Origin of the sequence: Streptomyces sp. NBC_01431, from assembly GCF_036231355.1 — a bacterium.
Taxonomy (GTDB): Bacteria; Actinomycetota; Actinomycetes; order Streptomycetales; family Streptomycetaceae; genus Streptomyces.
Window position 1 is genome coordinate 1,652,701 of record NZ_CP109496.1, and the last position, 18,713, is coordinate 1,671,413.

Consider the following 18,713-nt stretch of genomic DNA (forward strand, 5'->3'; position numbering starts at 1 on the left):
CTTCGACCCGGGGCCCCTTTCGTGTGCCCGCTTCGGTGGGCACAGCCGTGTTCGGCCCTCGAACGCCGGGCGGGCTTGATCCGGTCAGTGGGCGTGTTCCGTGGGGCGGAGGTCCCTCGGGATCTTCGCCCAGGCCAGTACGGCGGCGGCCAGCGGAAGCACCGCGGCGAGCAGGAACGTCGGCGTCATGCCCGCTGTGAAGGCCTCGGCGACCTTGCCGAGGAGCGCCGAACCCGCGGGGCCGCCGATCCCGGAGGCCACGTGCGCGGCCTCCCCGACGGAGTCGCGCACGGCCTGGTCGGCCGGGCCGTCGATGCCCAGGTCGGGCAGGTGCGCCCGGTACAGGGCCGTCGCCACGCTGCCGAGTACGGCCACGCCCATGGCCGCGCCCAGCTCGTAGCAGGTCTCCTCGACGGCGGCCGCGCCGCTGACGTCCTTCGCGGGCGCGGAGGCCATCAGCGTGACCGAGGCGGCCGTGGTGGCGATACCGACGCCGCAGCCGATCACGGCGAGGGCGAGGGCCATCGCCGGGTATCCGAGGGCTCCGGACCGGCCCAGGAACCAGGGCAGCGCGAGCCCGGCGGTCATGAGCAGCAAGCCGCCGCCGAGCACGTACCGGATGGAGAACCGGTGCATCAGCGCCGGGGTCGTCATCGAGGTGGCCATCAGACCGAGCGGCGCCGGCAGCAGCCGCACGCCCGCTTCCAGCGGGGTGTACCCCTGCCCGTACTGGAACCACTGCGTGACCAGGAACAGCGCGGAGCCCAGCGCGATCATGCCGAGGAAGATCGAGACCGCGGCGATGGTGAACGAGCGGTTGGCGAACAGCCTTACCTGGAGCAGCGGTTGGGGCAGTTTCAGCTGACGTCGGACGAATATCGTCAGCGTCACAGCGGCCAGCACCAGCAGCGCCCAGGCGAGCGGGTCGGCCGGGCCGCCCTTGCCGAGCTGTTTGATGCCGCCCGCCAGCGCGAGCATGCCGACGACCGACTGGGCCACACCCCACCAGTCCCAGCGCCCGGCACGGGGCTGGCGGGACTCGGGGATCAGCCGCGCGCCCAGCGCGATGACGACCAGGGCCACCGGGATGTTGATCAGGAACGCGGAGTGCCAGCCCTGCTGCTCGACGAGCAGTCCCCCGACGACCGGGCCCAGTGCCATGCCGCCGCCCAACACCGCGGCCCACACCGCGTAGGCGAAGGCCCGCTCACGGGCGTCGGTGAAGACATGGCGCAGGATCGACAGGGTGGCGGGCATGATCGCGGCACCGCCGACGCCGAGCAGCGCCCGCGCGGCGATGACGTGCCAGGCGTCCGTGGCGAAGACGGCCATCAGCGAGGCGGCCGCGAAGATGCCGAACCCCATGAGCAGCAGGCGCTTGCGGCCCCAGCGATCGCCGAGCGCACCGGCCGTGACCAGCAGGCCGGAGAGCGCGAGGGCGTAGATGTCGATGATCCAAAGCTGCTGTACGGAGCTGGGACGCAGGTCGCCGACCAGGGAGGGGAAGGCGACGTTGAGGATCGTGGTGTCCATGGCGATGAGCAGCAGGCTGCCCGACAGAATTGCGAGGACGGCCCAGCGCCGGGGGTCGAGGTGCGCAGTCATGGAACACTCCCGTATCGAATGAGACATTAGTGTCTCATAGCTTGGCAGAGGGGTGCTCCTGCTATGTCCGGTGCGGGCGCGGAGGCGGCGGGGTGTGCGGGCAGGGAGACGAACGGCCCCCTACGCGATCGCTCGCGTAGGGGGCCGTTTCTCGTGCCGAGGTACCAGCGGTACGGGCAGTCCCGGTGGGGACTACCGCAGGAAGTCCTCCGCGATGGTCTGAGCGACGCGCTCCAGGAGCGGGCCCGCGTTGGCCATGCACTTCGCGGGGTCCGGCTCAAGGGCGGTCAGTGCGTAGGCGCGACGGATGCCCGCGTCGCCGAGCTGCTTGGGCTGGAGAGCGAGGCGGCCGCAGACCGCGACGACCTCGATTCCGGCGGCGCGCGCAGCGGCGGCCACACCGGCCGGCGCCTTGCCGTGCAGGGTCTGCTCGTCGAGGGAGCCCTCGCCGGTGATCACCAGGGTGGCGCCGGCCAGCGCCGGCGCGAAGCCGAGCACATCCAGCATGACCTCGATGCCGGGCCGGAACGTGGCGTCGAGCGCAACCAGTGCGCCGTAGCCGATGCCGCCGGCCGCACCGGCGCCCGGGGCGAGCGCCGCCTCGGCGGCCTTCGCACCGAGGGTGGCTTCGAGGACCTTGGCGTAGTGGGCCAGGGCCGCGTCCAGGATCGCCACGTCCTCGGGCGAGGCGCCCTTCTGCGGACCGTAGACCGCGGGGGCTCCCTTCGGACCGGTCAGCGGATTGTCGACATCGCTGGCGAGGACGAGTTCCACGCCCTCGAAGCGGGCGTCCAGGCCCGAGAAGTCCGCCGACGCGAGCTGCGCGAGGGCGCCACCGCCGGGACCGACCGGCTCACCCGAGGCGTCCAGGAAAACAGCGCCGAGCGCGGCCAGCATGCCCGCGCCGCCGTCGGTCGTCGCACTGCCGCCCACGCCGAACACGATGGTCCGCGCGCCCGCGTCGAGCGCTGCGAGCAGCAGCTCACCGGAGCCGTATGTGGTGGCGGTGAGCGCCGCGAAGACGCCCGCGGGAAGATGCTGGAGCCCGGAGGCCTCCGCCATCTCGACCACGGCCACACCGTCGCGGACGGCGTACGCGGCGGTCACCGGAGTACCGAGCGGCCCGGTTACCCGCACCTCGCGCCGCTCGAATCCGGCCGCCACCGCGGCCGCCACCGTGCCGTCGCCGCCGTCGGCGACCGGCAGGGTCTCCACCCGCAGATCCGGGACGACCCGCCGCAGCCCGGCCGTCACCCGCTCCGCGACCTGTACGGCCGTGAGCGAGCCCTTGAACTTGTCCGCCGCCACGAGTACGCGGGCGGTCTCCAAAACTGCGCCGTCCGTCACCTTGCTATCCCTTGCTTTCGAACAGGCAGTCGCGCCGCTTCAGACCCTATCCGCCCGGTGCGCGCCTGCCCATAGCTGGCAGCCTCCACGAACGCCATGGCACCCCACAAAATCAGAACATTCCACACCATAGTGGGGCGCCATGAGCAGGGATTCGATCGATCATTTCGCCTGGAGGCACCCCGCCCGGACGGCCCAACCCCGCCGACCGAACCGCCCCGACTCCACATCACCGCGAACGTCGGCGACTCGCAGACCACGCGCACGCAGCTCGTCATCATCGGCTGGCTCTCGGCGGCTTTCGTACTCCGCCCTCTCGGGACTCGAATCCACCGGGAGCGGCCGGCCTCGCGGGCGCGGTGCACCGGAGCGGCCGCACCGCATGGGCGTCGCGCTACGGGCGATCGTCGGCGACGCCATCACCGCGCGAGCCTCGGCCCTGAACCACCGGTTGCGCCGGACCACCAAGTCCCGTATGGGTGAAGACAGTTCGGGCCCTGGTCAGCCCTGACAAGGGCGGGCCCGCCATACCGCCCGGCCTCCCCTGCCAGGCGCCCTACCCTGCTCACCATGACCGACAACGACTACGTCACTTACATCGCGGGCCTGCCCCGCGTCCTCGCCGGGGCCGCCGCGCTGTTCCGGGATGCCGGGGGCCGGGTGCTGCTCGTCGAGCCCAACTACCGGGAGGGCTGGGGGCTGCCCGGCGGGACCATCGAGTCCGACACCGACGAGACCCCGCGCGGGGCGGCCCGCCGTGAGACGTTCGAGGAGATCGGCCTCGACGTGGAGCTGGGCAGGCTGCTCGCGGTGGATTGGGCGCACGGCCCCGCGCGGCCGCCGATCGTCGCCTACATCTTCGACGGCGGGGTGCTCGACGACGAGCGCCTGAAGACGATCCGCCTCCAGGAGGAGGAACTGCTCTCCTGGCGCCTGGTCCCCCGCGAGGACCTGCCCGACCACCTGCCGGCCACCCTGTGCCACCGCGTAGTGGCCGCGCTCGACGCCGTGACGAAGAACCACGGCGCCGTCGAGCTGGAGAACGGGCGCCCGGCGGTGAGGTGAGGGGCCTGCGTGCGCCCGCGGTACGGCCTCGCCCAGAAACCGTTCGCCGTCCGCCGCGGTGCCGCCTACGCTCCCCGCATGGGCAAGCCACTCGTCGCGATTCTCTCCGGGGCCGGGATCTCCACGGACTCCGGGATCCCCGACTACCGCGGGCCGAACGGCCTGTGGCGGCGCGATCCGGAGGCCGAGAAGCTGGTCACGTACGCCTCCTACATGGCCGATCCGGAGATCCGGCGCCGGTCGTGGCTGATGCGCCGCGACAGCCCCGCCCTCAAGGCCGAGCCCAACGCGGCCCACCGGGCCGTCGCCGAGTTCGAGAGGTCCGGGGCGCCGGTGCGGGTGATCACCCAGAACGTCGACGGGCTGCAACAGCGCGCGGGCTTCCCCGACCGCAAGATCCTCGAACTCCACGGCACCGCACGGGCGGTGACCTGCACCCGCTGCCATGCGCGGTCCTCGATGGCCGAGGCGCTGGCGCGGGTCACGGCGGGCGAGGCCGACCCGCCGTGCACGGTCTGCGGGGGCATCCTCAAGTCGGCGACGGTCATGTTCGGTGAACGCCTCGCCCCGGAGGTGCTCGCCCAGGCGATGGCCATCGCCAAGGCCTGCGAGGTGTTCATCGCGGTCGGTACGACTCTTCAGGTGCAGCCGGCCGCCTCACTCGCCGGGATCGCGGCGGACGGCGGTGCCCGGCTGGTCATCGTGAACGCCGATCCGACCCCGTACGACGCGCTCGCGGACGAGATCGTGAGGGAGCCGATCGGCACGGCGCTGCCCCAGCTCCTGGGCGAGCTCCGGTAGGGCGGCCGATGGAGCCCGAGAAGAACGGCTGACGGCTGAGGCTCGGGGCCCGCACCGCGCGGGACCCGGCCACGCCGCGCGGGACCCGGATTTCAGAAGAGCGCGTCCTCCGTTTCTCCCCGCTCGAACGCCAGCAGCCGCTGCTTGCGGTCCAGGCCACCGCCGTAGCCGGTGAGGCTGCCGTTGGCGCCGATGACGCGGTGGCAGGGCACGATGATGCCGACCGGGTTCTTGCCGTTGGCCAGGCCCACCGCGCGGGAGGCGTTCGGGTTGCCGAGGGCCTCGGCGAGCTCGCTGTAGGAGCGGGTCTCGCCGTACGGGATCTGCTGGAGCCGCTCCCAGACGCGCTGCTGGAACGGGGTGCCCCGGAGGTCCAAGTCCAGTGTGAATTCCGTGAGTTCACCGGCGAAGTACGCCCGAAGCTGTCGGACGACTTCCGGGAAGGGACCTTCGGTATCGGGTTCGCCGAAGGTCTCGTCGGACGGACGGTGGCGCTGGCCGACCATGTGGAGACGGCTGAGGACGCCGTCGCTGGCGACGAGGGTGAGCGGACCGTACGGGCTGTCGACGACCGTGTGGGTGATGCTGGTCATGACTGAACTCCCTTATGCAGGAAGGCGGTTGATGGCATGGTCCTCGGTCGCCCAGAGGTACTGGACTGCGTAGGCGCGCCAGGGTCGCCAAGCGGCGGCGCGCGCGGTGAGCGCTGCGGGGGTGGAGGGCAGTCCGAGGTTCCCGGCCGCCCGGCGCATGCCGAGGTCGGAGGGCAGGAAGGCGTCCGGGTCGCCGAGCGCCCGCATCGCGATCACCTCGACGGTCCAGGGGCCGAAGCCGGGCATGTCCATGAGCTGGGCCCGCGCCAGGTTCCAGTCGCTGTCGAGGCCGAGCTTCAGCGTGCCGTCGGCGAGGGCCGCGATCAGCGTGGTGAGCGTGGTGCGGCGGCTGCGCGGCAGCGCGAGCCGCGCCGGGTCGATCTCGGCGAGCTGGGCGGGGGCGGGGAAGAGGTGGGTGAGCCCGCCCGCCGGGTCATCGACCGCCTGGCCGTGCGCGACGACCAGCCGGGCGGCGTGGGTGCGGGCGGCGGCCGTCGAGACCTGCTGGCCGAGCACCGCCCGCACCGCGAACTCGGCGGCGTCCACCGTGCGCGGCACCCGGCGGCCCGGTGCCTTGTCGACCAGCGGCGCGAACAGCGGATCGGCGCGCAGCCGGTCGTCCACGGCCACCGGGTCGGCGTCGAGGTCGAGCATCCAGCGGCAGCGGCTGATGGCGATGGTGAGGTCACGCAGATCGGTGAGGCGCAGTACGCATCCGATGTGCTCGGGCTGCGGGGTGAGTTCGGCGATGCCGTGGCCGTGGGGCAGGGAGAGGGTCCGGCGAAACGAGCCGTCGCGCCACTCCTCGACACCGGGAACACCGGTAGCGGCGAGGTGGCCGAAGAGGTTGTCGGGGGTGAGCGGGGCCCGGAAGGGCAGCCGCAGGGTGATGGCGCCCGGCGTCTGGTGGGCGATGCCCCGGGCGGCACGGGCGCGCAGCTCGGTCGGGGCGAGCGCGAAAACTTCGCGGACGGTGTCGTTGAAGGTGCGGATCGAGGAGAACCCGGCGGCGAAGGCGACCTCGGCCATGGGCAGCGGGGTGGTCTCGATGAGCAGCCGGGCGGTCTGCGCGCGCTGCGCCCTGGCCAGGGCGAGGGGTCCGGCGCCGAGCTCGGCGAGCAGCTGGCGTTCGATCTGGCGGGCGCTGTAGCCGAGGCGGGAGGCGAGGCCGGGCACACCGTCGCGGTCGACGACTCCGTCCCGGATGAGGCGCATGGCGCGGGCGACCGTGTCGGCGCGGGCGTTCCACTCGGGCGAGCCGGGCGTGGTGTCGGGGCGGCAGCGCTTGCAGGCCCGGAATCCGGCCTGCTGGCAGGCGGCCGCGCTCGGGTAGAAGGTCATGTTCTCGACCTTCGGCGGCACGACCGGGCAGCTGGGGCGGCAGTAGATGCGGGTGGTCAGGACGGCCGTGAAGAACCAGCCGTCGAAACGCGCGTCCTTGGACTGGACCGCGCGTACGCAACGCTCGGTGTCGGTGTGCATCGGGGCGGCAGCGGCGGGGTGCATGCGTCAAGCATCGGGCACGGACGCCCGCCTCGGCTGGCGAGAATCCGACATCGACCTTGCGGGGCCAGGGGTTCCTCGGGGCCAGGGGTTCCTCGGTCTTGCCCGGCCCGGGACTCAGTCGTCCAGGGCCCGCGCGAAGGCCTGGTATGCCGTTTCGTCGAACAGGACGAAGCGGATTTCCGTGAGCGGCGGGCCGCCGTGCTCGCGGGCGGCTTGGATCGCGATCCGCGCCCCGCTGTCGATGGGCCACCCGAAGATGCCGGTCGAGATCGCGGGGAAGGCGATGGTCGTCGCACCCAGCTCCCGCGCGAGCGTGAGGGACTCCCGGTAGCAGGAGGCGAGCAGCACGGTGCGGTCCTCGTCCTTCGACCAGACCGGGCCGACGGTGTGGATCACATGGCGGGCGTCGAGCAGCCCGGCCGTGGTGGCGACCGCCCGGCCGGTCGGCAGTCCCTTGCCGTACCGCGAGGCGCGCAGCCTGCGGCAGTCGTCGAGGATGGCGGGGCCGCCGCGCCGGTGGATCGCGCCGTCGACCCCGCCGCCGCCCAGCAGCGACGAATTGGCGGCGTTGACGATGACGTCCACGGACTGCTCGGTGATGTCGCCGCGCACCAGCACGATGTCCGCGTGGGGGGAACTCATCGCTGATCGGCCTTCCGCAGGCCGCGCCACACGGCCTTCGCCGCGTTGTGGCCGGACATTCCGTGCACGCCGGGGCCCGGCCACGCGGCCGATGAGCACAGGAACACCGACGGGTGCCGTGTCGTGTACGGGAACAGGGAGATCTTCGGGCGGAGCAGCAGCTGGAGGCCGCGGGCCGCGCCGCAGGCGATGTCGCCGCCGACGTAGTTGGCGTTGCGCGCGGCGAGCTGGGGCGGACCGGCGGTCGCGCGGGCCAGGACGCGGTCGCGGAAGCCGGGTGCGAACCGCTCGATCTGCCGCTCCATGGCGTCTGTGAGGTCGCCCTCCCATCCGTTGGGGACGTGCCCGTAGGCCCAGAACACGTGCTTGCCCTCGGGCGCGCGGGACGGGTCGACCAGGCTGGGCTGGGCGGTGATCAGGAAGGGCGTCTGGGGGGCCGTGCCGCCGGAGGCCTGGTTCAGAGCGGTGCCGATGTCGCGGCTGGAGGGACCGATCTGGACGGTACCGGCGAGCCGGGCTTCCTTCGCCGTCCACGGAACGGGTCCGTCCAGGGCGTAATCGATCTTGAAGACGGCGGCGCCGTACTTGTAGTGCTCGTACGCCCTGCCCAGGCCCGCGATCCGGGCGAGCGCGGTGGGCGAGGTGTCGAAGACGTAGGCGCGGGCTGGCGGCAGGTCATCGAGGCGCTTGACCTCGAAGCCGGTGTTGATCACGCCGCCCAGGTCGCGCAGATACGCGGCGAGGGCGTCGGAGATCGACTGGGAGCCGCCGCGCGGCAGCGGCCAGCCGTTCTCGTGCGCGGCCAGCGCGAAGAGCATGCCGACGCCGCCGGTGGCCAGACCGCCCAGCGGGGCGATGACATGGGCGACGAGTCCGGCCATCAGGGCGCGCGCCCGGTCGTCCTTGAAGCGCCGCATCAGCCAGCTGTACGGCGGCAGCCCGACGGTCCCGAACCGGGCGAGCCCAACGGGGTCACGCGGCAGCGCGGTCAGCGGCAGCGACATGAAGTCCCGCGCCAGGACGTCCCACTTGCCGAGGAAGGGTGCGAGCAGCCGGCGGTAGGTACCGGCGTCGCGCGGTCCGAAGGACGCGGCGGTCTCGGAGACCGAGCGGGACAGCACGGCGGCCGTACCGTCGTCGAAGGGGTGCGCCATCGGCAGCTCCGGGTGCAGCCATTCAAGGCCGTACCGGTCGAGCGGCATGTTCCGGAAGGCGGGCGAGCCGATGCCCAGGGGGTGGACGGCGGAGCACGGATCGTGGCGGAAGCCGGGCAGGGTGAGCTCTTCGGTTCTCGCCCCGCCGCCCACGGTGTCCTTGGCCTCGAAGACCTCAACGCGCAGGCCCCTCCTGGCCAGTTCGACCGCGGCGGTCAGTCCATTGGGCCCCGCCCCCACGACGACGGCATCGATCATCGACGGCACCTCGGACTCCTCACGCCACACCGGCCAGGACCCCCAGGATATTCCGGCGCACCGACAATCCGGCCCGGGGTGCCGTCCGGCCGGTGAACTCGCCGAAAGTCCAGCCCCGAGGTACCCCGCTCACTCCCCCGCGAGCAGCCCGCGCACCAGCTCCGCGGTCGCCGCGTCGCGGGCCGCGGTGAACGGGAGCGCGTTGCCCCCGGTGATCCGGAACGGCTCGCCGGTGATCGTGGTCTGGGCGCCGCCCGCCTCAATCACCAGGAGCAGGCCCGCCGCGTGGTCCCAGGCGTACTCCCAGGAGAACGCGAGGGCGTCCAGCTCGCCGCGGGCTATCGCGAGGTATTCGAGACCGGCCGAGCCGCACGGGCGGGGCTGAACGCCGTCGGTGCGCAGGCCGAGCAGGGCCCGCTTCTGCTCGGGGGTCGTGTAGTCCGGGTGGGAGGTGGCGACCTCGATGACCGCGCCGGGCGCGGGCGAACCCGCGTGCAGCGGCTCGCCGTTGACGGTGGCGCCGCGACCCCGGACGGCGACGGCCATCTCGTCAAGCGCCGGCGCGTACGTCCAGGAGGCCAGCAGTTCGCCTTGGTGGGCGAGCGCGACCAGGGTGCAGAATCCGGCTTCGCCGTGGACGAACTGGCGGGTGCCGTCCACCGGGTCGACGATCCACACCGGCGCGTCGCCCAGCAGCGCCTCGTACACCGCCGGGTCGGCGTGCACGGCCTCCTCGCCGACCACCACCGAGCCGGGAAGTATCGCCGTGAGCGCGGCGGTCAGATGCTCTTCCGCGAGCCGGTCGGCGACCGTCACGAGGTCGTGCGGGCCGTTCTTCTCAAGCACCTCGTGCGAAGCGAGCTGCCGGAAGCGCGGCATGATCTCGACGGCGGCCGCCTTGCGGACCGCCTCTTCGACCGCTGCCGTACCACCGGTGAGAAAGCCTTCGTCGATCATGTGTCCAGCAAAGCACGCGGCACTGACAATCGGCGAGCCCCATCCGACGAACCGGCCAACACCACAGGACTTCGAGGTGAACGGGCCGCGCAGACCGCCGGTGCGTCCGGGCCCGTGCTCCGGCGCCCGGGGCCGGAATACGACGCGCCCCATTACCGTTGAGCCCGCTCGGAACAGATGGAGGCAAACCGGTGCACGGCGAATACAAGGTCCCCGGCGGCAAGCTCGTCGTGGTCGATCTGGACACCCGCGACGGAGTCCTGCGGGACGTGGCGGTCGCGGGCGACTTCTTCCTTGAGCCCGACGAGGCGATCCTGGCGATCAACCGGTCCCTGGAGGGCGCACCGGCCGACACCGACGCGGCGGCCCTCGCGGCCCGCATCGATGCCGCTCTGCCACCGGGCACCACCATGTACGGCCTGACGTCGGAGGGCGTCGCGGTCGCCGTACGCCGGGCCCTCGCCCACGCCACCGACTGGAACGACTACGACTGGCAGCTCATCCACGAGGCCCCGCAATCCCCCGCGCTCCACATGGCACTTGACGAGGTCATCACCGCCGAGGTCGCATCGGGCCGCCGCCCGCCCACCCTGCGCGTGTGGGAGTGGGGCGCCCCCGCCGTTGTCATCGGCAGCTTCCAGTCGCTGCGCAACGAGGTCGACCCGGCGGGCGCCGAACGCCACGGCATCACGGTGGTGCGGCGGATCAGCGGCGGCGGCGCCATGTTCATCGAGCCGGGCAACACGATCACGTACTCGCTGTCCGTGCCCGACGCCCTGGTTCAGGGCCTGTCCTTCGCGGACAGCTACGCCTATCTGGACGACTGGGTGCTCGGCGCGCTCGGTGACATGGGCGTCAAGGCCTGGTACCAGCCCCTCAACGACATCGCGACCGAGGCCGGGAAGATCGCGGGCGCCGCGCAGAAGCGCGTGGTGGCCGACGACGGCGCGGTGCTGCACCACGTGACGATGGCGTACGACATCGACGCGGACAAGATGCTCGACGTGCTGCGCATCGGCCGGGAGAAGCTGTCCGACAAGGGCACGAAGAGCGCGAAGAAGCGGGTCGACCCGCTGCGGCGGCAGACCGGTCTGCCGCGCGAGGCCGTCATCGAGCGGATGGTCGCGTCCTTCCGCTCCCGGTACGGTCTGACCGAAGGCCGGGTCACGGACCAGGAGTTGGCCCGCGCCCAGGAGTTGGCGGCAACGAAGTTCGCCACCGAGGAGTGGACGGCGCGCGTGCCGTGATCCGGGCGGCGAGGGCCAGGGGGACGCGGGCGGTCGACGCCTACGCGCCGGGCTGGGAGGCGGGGCTCACGGATTGACGGTGCCGGTCGGGAGTCCCGGCGGACAGCAGGGCGTACAGCACCAGCGCCGAACCGAGGCCCACCGCCCAGCCGTAGTCCGCGAGGGGTTTCAGCAAGGGGATCAGGCCGTCCGTCGGGAACGGGCCCAGCTTGGCTCCCTTGGCGTCCACGGTGGAGTACGAGCCGCCCACCGCCAGCACACCGCCCACCAGGAACGCGGCCACCGCCCGCCAGTTCCAGCCCGCCGTGTACCAGTAGCGGCCGCCCGGCCGGTAGAGGTCGGCGACGTCGAGGACGGTGCGCCGGACGATCCAGTAGTCGGCGATCAGGATCCCGGCGACCGTGCCGAGCAGGCCGCCCACGACGCCGAGCCAGGTGAAGATGTACAGCTCGGGAGTGGAGGTCAGTTTCCACGGGAGGATCACGACCCCGATCACGCCCGTGAGGAGCGCTCCCCTGCGGAAGTTGATGGTTTTGGGGGCGAGGTTCGCGAGGTCGTACGCGGGCGAGACCACGTTCGCCGCCACGTTCACGGAGACCGTGGCGACCAGCACGGTGACCAGCGCGAAGAGCAGGCCGAAGACGTTGTCGGTCTTGGCCACCAGGTCGACCGGGTTCCAGATCGGCGTCCCGTACACGGCCTGGGAACCGGACGTGACCAGGACCGACAGGAGCGCGAACGCCGTCATGGTCGTGGGCAGTCCGAGCGTCTGCCCCCAGACCTGGGCGCGCTGGCCCTTGCCGAAGCGGGTGAAGTCCGGGATGTTCAGCGACAGCGTGGCCCAGAAGCCGATCATGCCCATGAGGGACGGGAAGAAGACCGGCCAGAAGTCCGGGCCCCAGCCGTGCCGGGAGGGCTGGTCCAGGAGCGGGCCGAAGCCGCCCGCCTTGTGCGCGATCCAGACCAGCAGCACCAGCGCCCCGACCAGGACGAAGGGTGCCGCCCAGTTCTCGAAGCGGCGCAGGGTGTCCATTCCCCGGTAGATCAGGGCCAGTTCGAGCGCCCAGAAGGCCAGGAAGCAGAGCCACAGCGTCCACGGCTGGCCGCCGATGTGCGCCACCTCGCTCCAGCCGCCGAAGATCTTGCCGAGCAGGACGAAGACGCCCTGTCCGCCGATCCAGGTCTGGATGCCGAACCAGCAACAGGCGACGGCGGCGCGGATCAGCGCGGGCAGGTTGGCGCCGCGCAGCCCGAAGGAGGCGCGGGCCAGCACGGGGAACGGGATGCCGTATTTGGGGCCCGCGTGCCCGGTCAGGAGCATCGGGACCAGGACGATCAGGTTGGCGAGCGCGATGGTGAAGACCGCCTGCTTCCAGTCCATGCCGAGGGCGACCAGACCGGAAGCGAGCGTCCAGGAGGGGATGTTGTGCGCCATGCCGACCCACAGGGCGGCGAAGTTGTACGTCGTCCACCGGCGCTCCCCGGGCGGTACCGGTCGCAGGTCCGCATTGGCGAACCGGCCGTCCGGGGCGTCGGCGGCGGTGGGTATGGCGGTGGTGTCGGTCATGGGCAGGCCATTCGTTCGGGGAAACGCCGTTGGAGGCGAACGGGCCGTGCGGGTGCGGCAGTTGGCGGAACTCAGCGCAGGGCGGGGATGATGCTCCGGCCGTACGCGTCGATGACGGCCTCGCGGGCGTCGTGCATCGCGTACACCGCGAACTGGTCGACGCCCAGATCGCGCAGCGCCTTCAGTTTCTCGATGTGCGCCTCGGCCGGGCCGAGCAGGCAGAAGCGGTCGACGATCTCGTCGGGCACGAAGGCGGTGTCCGGGTTCCCGGTGCGGCCGTGGTGGCTGTAGTCGTAGCCCTGACGGGACTTGATGTACTCGGTGAGTGCGTCGGGGACCAGTCCGGAGTGCTCGCCGTAGCGGGCCACCAGGTCGGCCACGTGGTTGCCGACCATGCCGCCGAACCAGCGGCACTGTTCGCGGGCGTGGGCCAGGTCGTCGCCGACGTAGGCGGGTGCGGCGACGCAGATCGTGATCGACTCGGGGTCTCGGCCGGCGTCGGCGGCCGCCTTGCGCACCGCCTTCACCATCCATTCGGTCAGGAACGGGTCGGCGAGCTGGAGGATGAAGCCGTCGGCCTTCTCGCCCGCCAGGGCGAGCGCCTTCGGGCCGTACGCCGCCATCCAGACGGGCAGCCTGCCGTCCTTGACCCAGGGCAGACGCAGCCGCTGGCCGTCGACCTCGGCCTCGCGGCCCTCGGCGAGGTCGCGGATGACGCCGATGGCCTCGCCGAGCCGGGCCAGGGTGTTGGGTTTGCGTCCGGCCACCCGCATCGCGGAGTCGCCGCGCCCAATGCCGCAGACGGTCCGGTTGCCGTACATGTCGTTGAGGGTGGCGAAGGTGGAGGCGGTGACCTCCCAGGTACGGGTGCCCGGGTTGGTCACCATGGGGCCGATGGTGAGGCGCTGGGTGTTCGCCAGGATCTGGCTGTAGATGACGAAGGGTTCCTGCCACAGCACGGCCGAGTCGAAGGTCCAGCCGTAGTGGAAGCCGTTGCGCTCGGCCCGCTTCATCAGGCTGACGACCTGGGCGGCGGGCGGATCGGTCTGCAGGACGAGTCCGAAGTCCATGGTGTGGTGCTCCTAGCCGAGGTACTGACAGGTGGCGCGCGGAACATAGCTGCCGTGTCCGGCCCGTCCGGTGAACTGCCGCTCGTGGACAACGAGTTCGCCCCGCGACAGCACCGTCTCGACCCGGCCGGTGATCCGCCTGCCCTCGTACGCCGAGTAGTCCACGTTCATGTGGTGGGTCTCGGCGGAGATGGTCTGCTCCGCGTGCGGGTCGTAGATGACGACGTCGGCGTCGGCGCCCGGGGCGATCGTGCCCTTCTTCGGGTAGAGCCCGAACATCCGGGCCGGGCTCGCGCAGGCGATCTCGATCCAGCGGCGGCGCGTGATGTGCCCGTCGAGGACGGCCTGGTGGAGGAGGTCCATGCGGTTCTCGACGCCGGGCAGCCCGTTGGGGATCTTGGAGAAGTCGCCGCGGCCCAGTTCCTTCTGCCCGGTGAAACAGAACGGACAGTGGTCGGTGGACACCACCTGGAGGTCGTTGGTGCGCAGCCCGCGCCAGAGCGCCGCCTGATGTTCCCTGGGACGCAGGGGAGTTGAGCAGACGTACTTGGCGCCCTCGAAGTCCGGCTCCGCGAGGTTGTCGGTGGACAGGAACAGGTACTGCGGGCAGGTCTCGCCGAAGACCGGGAGTCCCTTGTCCCGGGCGGAGGCGAGTTCGGCCAGGGCCTCTTCGGCCGATACGTGCACGACGTACAGCGGGGCTCCGGCGACCCGGGCGAGCTGGATCGCCCGGTGGGTGGCCTCGGCCTCCAGGAGAGCCTTGCGCACCTCGCCGTGGTATCGGGGATCGGTGTCGCCGCGGGCCAGCGCCTGCTCGACCAGGACGTCGATGGCGATGCCGTTCTCGGCGTGCATCATGATCAGCCCGCCGTTGTCGGCGGAGCGCTGCATCGCGCGCAGGATCTGTCCGTCGTCGCTGTAGAAGACGCCGGGGTACGCCATGAAGAGCTTGAAGGAGGTGATGCCCTCCTCGACCAGCAGGTCCATCTCCTTCAGGGAGGACTCGTTGACGTCGGAGAGGATCATGTGGAAGGCGTAGTCGATGGCACAGTTGCCGTCGGCCTTGGCGTACCAGGCGTCGAGCCCGGCCCGCAGGGACTGGCCCTGTGACTGGACGGCGAAGTCGACGATGGTGGTGGTGCCGCCCCAGGCCGCGGCCCGGGTGCCGGTCTCGAAGGTGTCGGAGGCGGAGGTGCCGCCGAAGGGCAGTTCCATGTGGGTGTGGGCGTCGACGCCGCCCGGGATGACGTACTTGTCGGTGGCGTCTATGACACGGTCCGCGGTCCAGCTCTCCGAGACGGCCGAGGCGTGCGCCGCCAGGGCCGCGATCCGGCCGTCCTCGATCAGTACATCGGCATGCATCTCGTCGGTGGCGGTGATGACGAGTCCGCCGCGGACGAGGGTGCGGGTACTCATGGGTGGAGCTCCCTTTCATACACGTACACGTACACGTACTTGAAATGCTCGAAGCGCTACGTGAACTACACGGCGTGCAGGGCGCGTTCGAGGATCGCCGCGCCTTCCTCGGCCTCCGCGACGGTGAGGGTGAGCGGCGGGGCGATGCGCAGCACGCTGGTGTCGTGGCCGCCGCCCTTGCCGATGAGGAGGCCGCCTTCACGAGCCGCTTCGAGCACCGCGGCCGCCGCTTCCGGATTGGCCTTGTCGGTGCCGGGCTCGACCAGTTCGATGCCGGCCATCAGACCCCGGCCGCGTACTTCGCGGACGACCGGGAGCTGGGCGGCGATGGCGCGCAGCCGCTCGATGAGCAGTCCGCCGACGCGGCGGGCGTTGCCCTGGAGGTCGTGTTCGAGGAGGTAGGTGAGGTTGGCGAGGCCTGCGGCCATGGTGACCGGGGAGCCGCCGAAGGTCGAAATGGAGTTGGAGTCAAGGCAGTTCATGACCTCGGCGCGGGCCACGACACCACCGATGGACATGCCGTTGCCGATGCCCTTGGCGAAGGTGAGGAGGTCCGGCGGGCCGCTCTGGGCGTGCGCCTGCCAGCCCCAGAAGTGGTCGCCGGTGCGGCCCCAGCCGGTCTGCACCTCGTCGCTGATCCACAGGATGCCGTGCCGGTCCAGGACCTCGCGGAACGCGGCGTACAGGCCGTCGGGCGGCGAGGTGAACCCGCCGACGCCCTGGATGGGTTCGGCGATCAGCGCGGCCGCGCCGCGGGTCTGGCCGAGGAGGTCTTCGAGGTCGGCGACGCAGGCCTTGATGAACTGGCTGTCGCTGAGGTGGGCGTAGGGGCCGCGGGCGCGGACGCCGCCGTGCACGTACAGCGTCTGGAGGGGCGAGAGGCTGGTGGGCGACCAGCCGTGGTTGCCGGTGATGCCCACGGCGCTGAAGGAGCGGCCGTGGTAGCTGTTGCGCATCGCGAGGATCTGGTTGGAACGCCGGTACGCGGTGGCGAGCAGCAGAGCGGTGTCGTTGGCCTCGGTGCCGGAGGTGGTGAAGAAGACCCGGGCGTCGGGGATGCCGGACAACTGGGCCACCCGCTCGGCCAGTTCGATCATCGGGCGGTCGAGGTAGAGCGTCGAGGAATGGATGATCCGGCCGGCCTGCTCGGCGACGGCCTTGGTGACCTCGGGCAGGGCGTGGGCGGTCATCGTGGTGAGGATGCCGCCGAAGAAGTCGAGGTACTTGTTGCCGTCGGCGTCCCAGACGTGGCGGCCCTCGCCGTGGGTGATCTCGATGGGCTGCCTGTAGTAGAGCGCGAGCCAGTCGGGCAGGACGGCCTTGTGGCGGTCGTGGAGGTGGCGGGTCACGGCTTCACCAGGCCTTCGTAGGCGTCGGGACGGCGGTCGCGGTAGAAGGCCCACTGCTGGCGCACTTCCTCGATGAGGCCGAAGTCGAGGTCCCTGACGAGGAGTTCCTCCTCCTTGTCGCTGGCGGTCTCGCCGACGAACTGGCCGCGCGGGTCCACGAAGTAGCTGGTTCCGTAGAAGTCGTTGTCGCCGTACTCCTCGCGGCCGACGCGGTTGATGGCCGCGATGAAGTACTCGTTGGCGACGGCGGATGCGGGTTGTTCCAACTGCCAGAGGTATCCGGAGAGGCCGCGCGAGGTGGCCGACGGGTTGTAGACCAACTGGGCTCCGTTGAGGCCGAGTTGGCGCCACCCCTCGGGGAAGTGGCGGTCGTAGCAGATGTAGACGCCGACCTTGCCGACGGCCGTGTCGAAGACGGGCCAGCCGAGGTTGCCCGGCTTGAAGTAGTACTTCTCCCAGAAGCCCTTGACCTGGGGGATGTGGTGCTTGCGGTATTTGCCGAGGTAGCTGCCGTCGGCGTCGATGACGGCCGCGGTGTTGTAGTAGAAGCCCTCCCCCTCGATCTCGAAGACGGGGACCACGATGACCATGCCGGTCTCGCGGGCGAGTTCCTGCATCCGGGTGACGGTGGGGCCGTCCGGGACGGGTTCGGCCCAGCGGTAGTGCTCGGCCTCCTGCACCTGGCAGAAGTAGGGGGCGTTGAAGACCTCCTGGAAGCCGATGATCTTCGCCCCCTGCCGGGCGGCTTCCCGGGCGTGCTCCTCATGCTTGGCGATCATGGATTCGGTGTCGCCGGTCCAGGTCGCCTGAACCAGTGCGGCGCGCACGACATTGGCCATGAGCTGCTCCTTCGACGGGTCGTCAGCCAGCCAAATCCACACGCGTAGATCCGCGTGTGGATGAGACCGTAAGGCGCGTCACGCACCGTGGCAAGACCATCGCGGTTTCGGCGAGGCTAATTCCCCCCGCCACAGGTCAGCCGGGCGCGGTGGGCTCGACGGCGGATCGGCGCGCCCGGCTTCAGGCGGCGTTCGTACGCGCCCGGGGCAGCTGGAGCCTCGTCACCGGCGCGGGGCGGGGGCCGGGAGGTGGTTCCAGTTGCCCCGGCGGGCGTGGCGGAGCAGCACCGGGTCGTCGCCGACCACCACGGGGTGTCCGACCTCGGCGAGCAGCGGCAGGTCCGCCGCCTCGTCCGCGTAGGCGTAGGAGCGCGCGGCCAGGATGCCGTGCGAGCGCAGCAGGTCGCGGGCCGCGTAGGCCTTGCCCTGGCCGCGCATGGGGGCCCGCGGCCGGGAGCAGAGCACGGCGTCGGGGCCGAGGTGGCGGGCGACCGGTTCGAGTTCGGCGGCGCTCGCGCCGGAGACCAGCACGACGAGGTGCCCACGGGCGGCGTGCTCGTGGAGCGCCGCGAGGACAGGCGGGTGCCACAGGAGGCCGAGCGGCTCGGCGACGGCGGCGAGGTCGCTCGCGGCGAGCAGCGTCCCCTCGACGTCGAAGAAGGCAGCGGCGGACGGCCGCTGGGCGCGGGCCCCGGGCTGGTTGCGGGTGTTCATGTCCATTGATACGGACCATGCCCAACCGCCCGCTCAGCCCAACCCAAAGTATTCAACGTTCTGTTGAACGTCCGGAAACATGTGGTGCGCGCCGTAGGTCCCGATGAACCGGGCGCGCGGCACGGCTCAGGGGTTCTGGGTGTACGTCAGCGTCTGCCGGGCGAGGAAGAGGAAGTCCGGCCGCGGCTCACGCGGCGACCGCGGGCGGCGGCTCGCAGGCGGCCGCGATCGCGTCCATCGACAGGCCGAGGACGGCGGCCAGCGCCGACACCGTGAAGAACGCGGGGGTCGGGGCGCGGCCCGTCTCGATCTTGCGGAGGGTCTCGGCGGACAGGCCCGCCGCCAGAGCGATCTGCGTCATGCTGCGGTCGCCTCGCGCCGAGCGGAGCAACCGGCCGAGCCGCTCGCCGCGTTCACGCTCTTCGGGGGTGAGGGGGGTGCGGACCATGGGGGCGATTCTAGACCCGGCGTCCAGTGGCTCCCTGATCACCAAGGGACGCCGGGCATACATGAGGTCCACCAGTCGCGAGCCGTCCGTGGCTGGTCGCGCAGTTCCCCGCGCCCGCGCAGGGTCGCGGCTCAG

The 18,713-nt window shown here is 71.4% G+C and carries 17 protein-coding genes; 3 read left to right on the forward strand and 14 right to left on the reverse strand.

All coding sequences use genetic code 11. From position 1 onward, the window contains the following. Positions 1-84 precede the first annotated feature (84 nt). Together OG522_RS07725 and OG522_RS07730 are read right to left on the reverse strand one after the other, a co-directional pair. Positions 85-1,605: an MFS transporter gene (locus OG522_RS07725; protein WP_329462197.1), complete on the reverse strand. Its 1,521-nt coding sequence runs from the start codon at positions 1,603-1,605 to the stop codon at positions 85-87. Positions 1,606-1,797: 192 nt separating this feature from the next. Further along, positions 1,798-2,952: a glycerate kinase gene (locus OG522_RS07730; protein WP_329462198.1), complete on the reverse strand. Its 1,155-nt coding sequence runs from the start codon at positions 2,950-2,952 to the stop codon at positions 1,798-1,800. Between the two features lie 570 nt (positions 2,953-3,522). Here OG522_RS07730 and OG522_RS07735 point away from each other — a divergent pair. Both OG522_RS07735 and OG522_RS07740 read left to right on the forward strand, forming a co-directional pair. Continuing rightward, the gene (locus OG522_RS07735; protein ID WP_329462199.1) at positions 3,523-4,017 is read left to right on the forward strand and encodes an NUDIX hydrolase; all 495 of its coding nucleotides are present in this window, start codon (positions 3,523-3,525) and stop codon (positions 4,015-4,017) included. Positions 4,018-4,095: 78 nt separating this feature from the next. Beyond that, complete coding sequence (locus OG522_RS07740) at positions 4,096-4,818, forward strand: SIR2 family NAD-dependent protein deacylase (RefSeq protein ID WP_329462200.1); 723 nt, start codon at positions 4,096-4,098, stop codon at positions 4,816-4,818. Positions 4,819-4,910: 92 nt separating this feature from the next. Here the strand turns inward: OG522_RS07740 and OG522_RS07745 are convergent, their stop codons facing one another. From OG522_RS07745 to OG522_RS07765, 5 genes are all read right to left on the reverse strand, one after another. Next, positions 4,911-5,411 (reverse strand): methylated-DNA--[protein]-cysteine S-methyltransferase, encoded by a 501-nt coding sequence (locus OG522_RS07745; RefSeq protein ID WP_329462201.1) that lies wholly within the window; start codon positions 5,409-5,411, stop codon positions 4,911-4,913. Positions 5,412-5,423: 12 nt separating this feature from the next. Next, on the reverse strand, positions 5,424-6,893 hold the full coding sequence (locus tag OG522_RS07750) for an AlkA N-terminal domain-containing protein (protein WP_329467515.1): 1,470 nt from the start codon (positions 6,891-6,893) through the stop codon (positions 5,424-5,426). A gap of 138 nt (positions 6,894-7,031) precedes the next feature. Then, entirely contained in the window at positions 7,032-7,559 is a 528-nt protein-coding gene (locus OG522_RS07755) for an O-acetyl-ADP-ribose deacetylase (RefSeq protein ID WP_329462202.1), read from the reverse strand. Beyond that, positions 7,556-8,980: a phytoene desaturase family protein gene (locus OG522_RS07760; protein ID WP_329462203.1), complete on the reverse strand. Its 1,425-nt coding sequence runs from the start codon at positions 8,978-8,980 to the stop codon at positions 7,556-7,558. Before OG522_RS07760 ends, OG522_RS07755 begins: the two co-directional genes overlap by 4 nt. A gap of 120 nt (positions 8,981-9,100) precedes the next feature. Then, the gene (locus OG522_RS07765; protein WP_329462204.1) at positions 9,101-9,928 is read right to left on the reverse strand and encodes an inositol monophosphatase family protein; all 828 of its coding nucleotides are present in this window, start codon (positions 9,926-9,928) and stop codon (positions 9,101-9,103) included. A gap of 191 nt (positions 9,929-10,119) precedes the next feature. On the opposite strand from OG522_RS07765, the gene OG522_RS07770 reads away from it, so the two are divergent. Then, positions 10,120-11,175, forward strand: coding sequence for a lipoate--protein ligase family protein (locus tag OG522_RS07770; RefSeq protein ID WP_329462205.1), 1,056 nt, complete (start codon positions 10,120-10,122; stop codon positions 11,173-11,175). 40 nt (positions 11,176-11,215) lie between these two features. Here OG522_RS07770 and OG522_RS07775 read toward each other — a convergent pair whose 3' ends face one another. The 7 genes from OG522_RS07775 to OG522_RS07805 all read right to left on the reverse strand — a co-directional run bounded on the left by OG522_RS07775 (position 11,216) and on the right by OG522_RS07805 (position 18,578). Next, on the reverse strand, positions 11,216-12,742 hold the full coding sequence (locus OG522_RS07775; protein ID WP_329462206.1) for an NCS1 family nucleobase:cation symporter-1: 1,527 nt from the start codon (positions 12,740-12,742) through the stop codon (positions 11,216-11,218). A gap of 71 nt (positions 12,743-12,813) precedes the next feature. Further along, entirely contained in the window at positions 12,814-13,812 is a 999-nt protein-coding gene (locus OG522_RS07780) for a TIGR03842 family LLM class F420-dependent oxidoreductase (protein WP_329462207.1), read from the reverse strand. 12 nt (positions 13,813-13,824) lie between these two features. Further along, on the reverse strand, positions 13,825-15,228 hold the full coding sequence (gene hydA, locus OG522_RS07785) for a dihydropyrimidinase (RefSeq protein WP_329462208.1): 1,404 nt from the start codon (positions 15,226-15,228) through the stop codon (positions 13,825-13,827). Between the two features lie 65 nt (positions 15,229-15,293). After that, complete coding sequence (locus OG522_RS07790) at positions 15,294-16,577, reverse strand: aspartate aminotransferase family protein (protein ID WP_329462209.1); 1,284 nt, start codon at positions 16,575-16,577, stop codon at positions 15,294-15,296. Continuing rightward, positions 16,574-17,416, reverse strand: a complete 843-nt coding sequence (locus tag OG522_RS07795) for a nitrilase-related carbon-nitrogen hydrolase (RefSeq protein WP_329462210.1) — start codon at positions 17,414-17,416, stop codon at positions 16,574-16,576. Before OG522_RS07795 ends, OG522_RS07790 begins: the two co-directional genes overlap by 4 nt. Before the next feature lie 222 nt (positions 17,417-17,638). Continuing rightward, positions 17,639-18,136 carry an HAD family hydrolase gene (locus OG522_RS07800; RefSeq protein ID WP_329462211.1) on the reverse strand — a complete coding sequence of 166 codons (498 nt, stop codon included), beginning with the start codon at positions 18,134-18,136 and terminating at the stop codon, positions 17,639-17,641. Between the two features lie 181 nt (positions 18,137-18,317). Beyond that, a complete protein-coding gene (locus tag OG522_RS07805; protein WP_329462212.1) occupies positions 18,318-18,578 on the reverse strand; it encodes a helix-turn-helix domain-containing protein in 261 nt (86 codons plus the stop codon). Between the last annotated feature and the right edge of the window lie 135 nt (positions 18,579-18,713).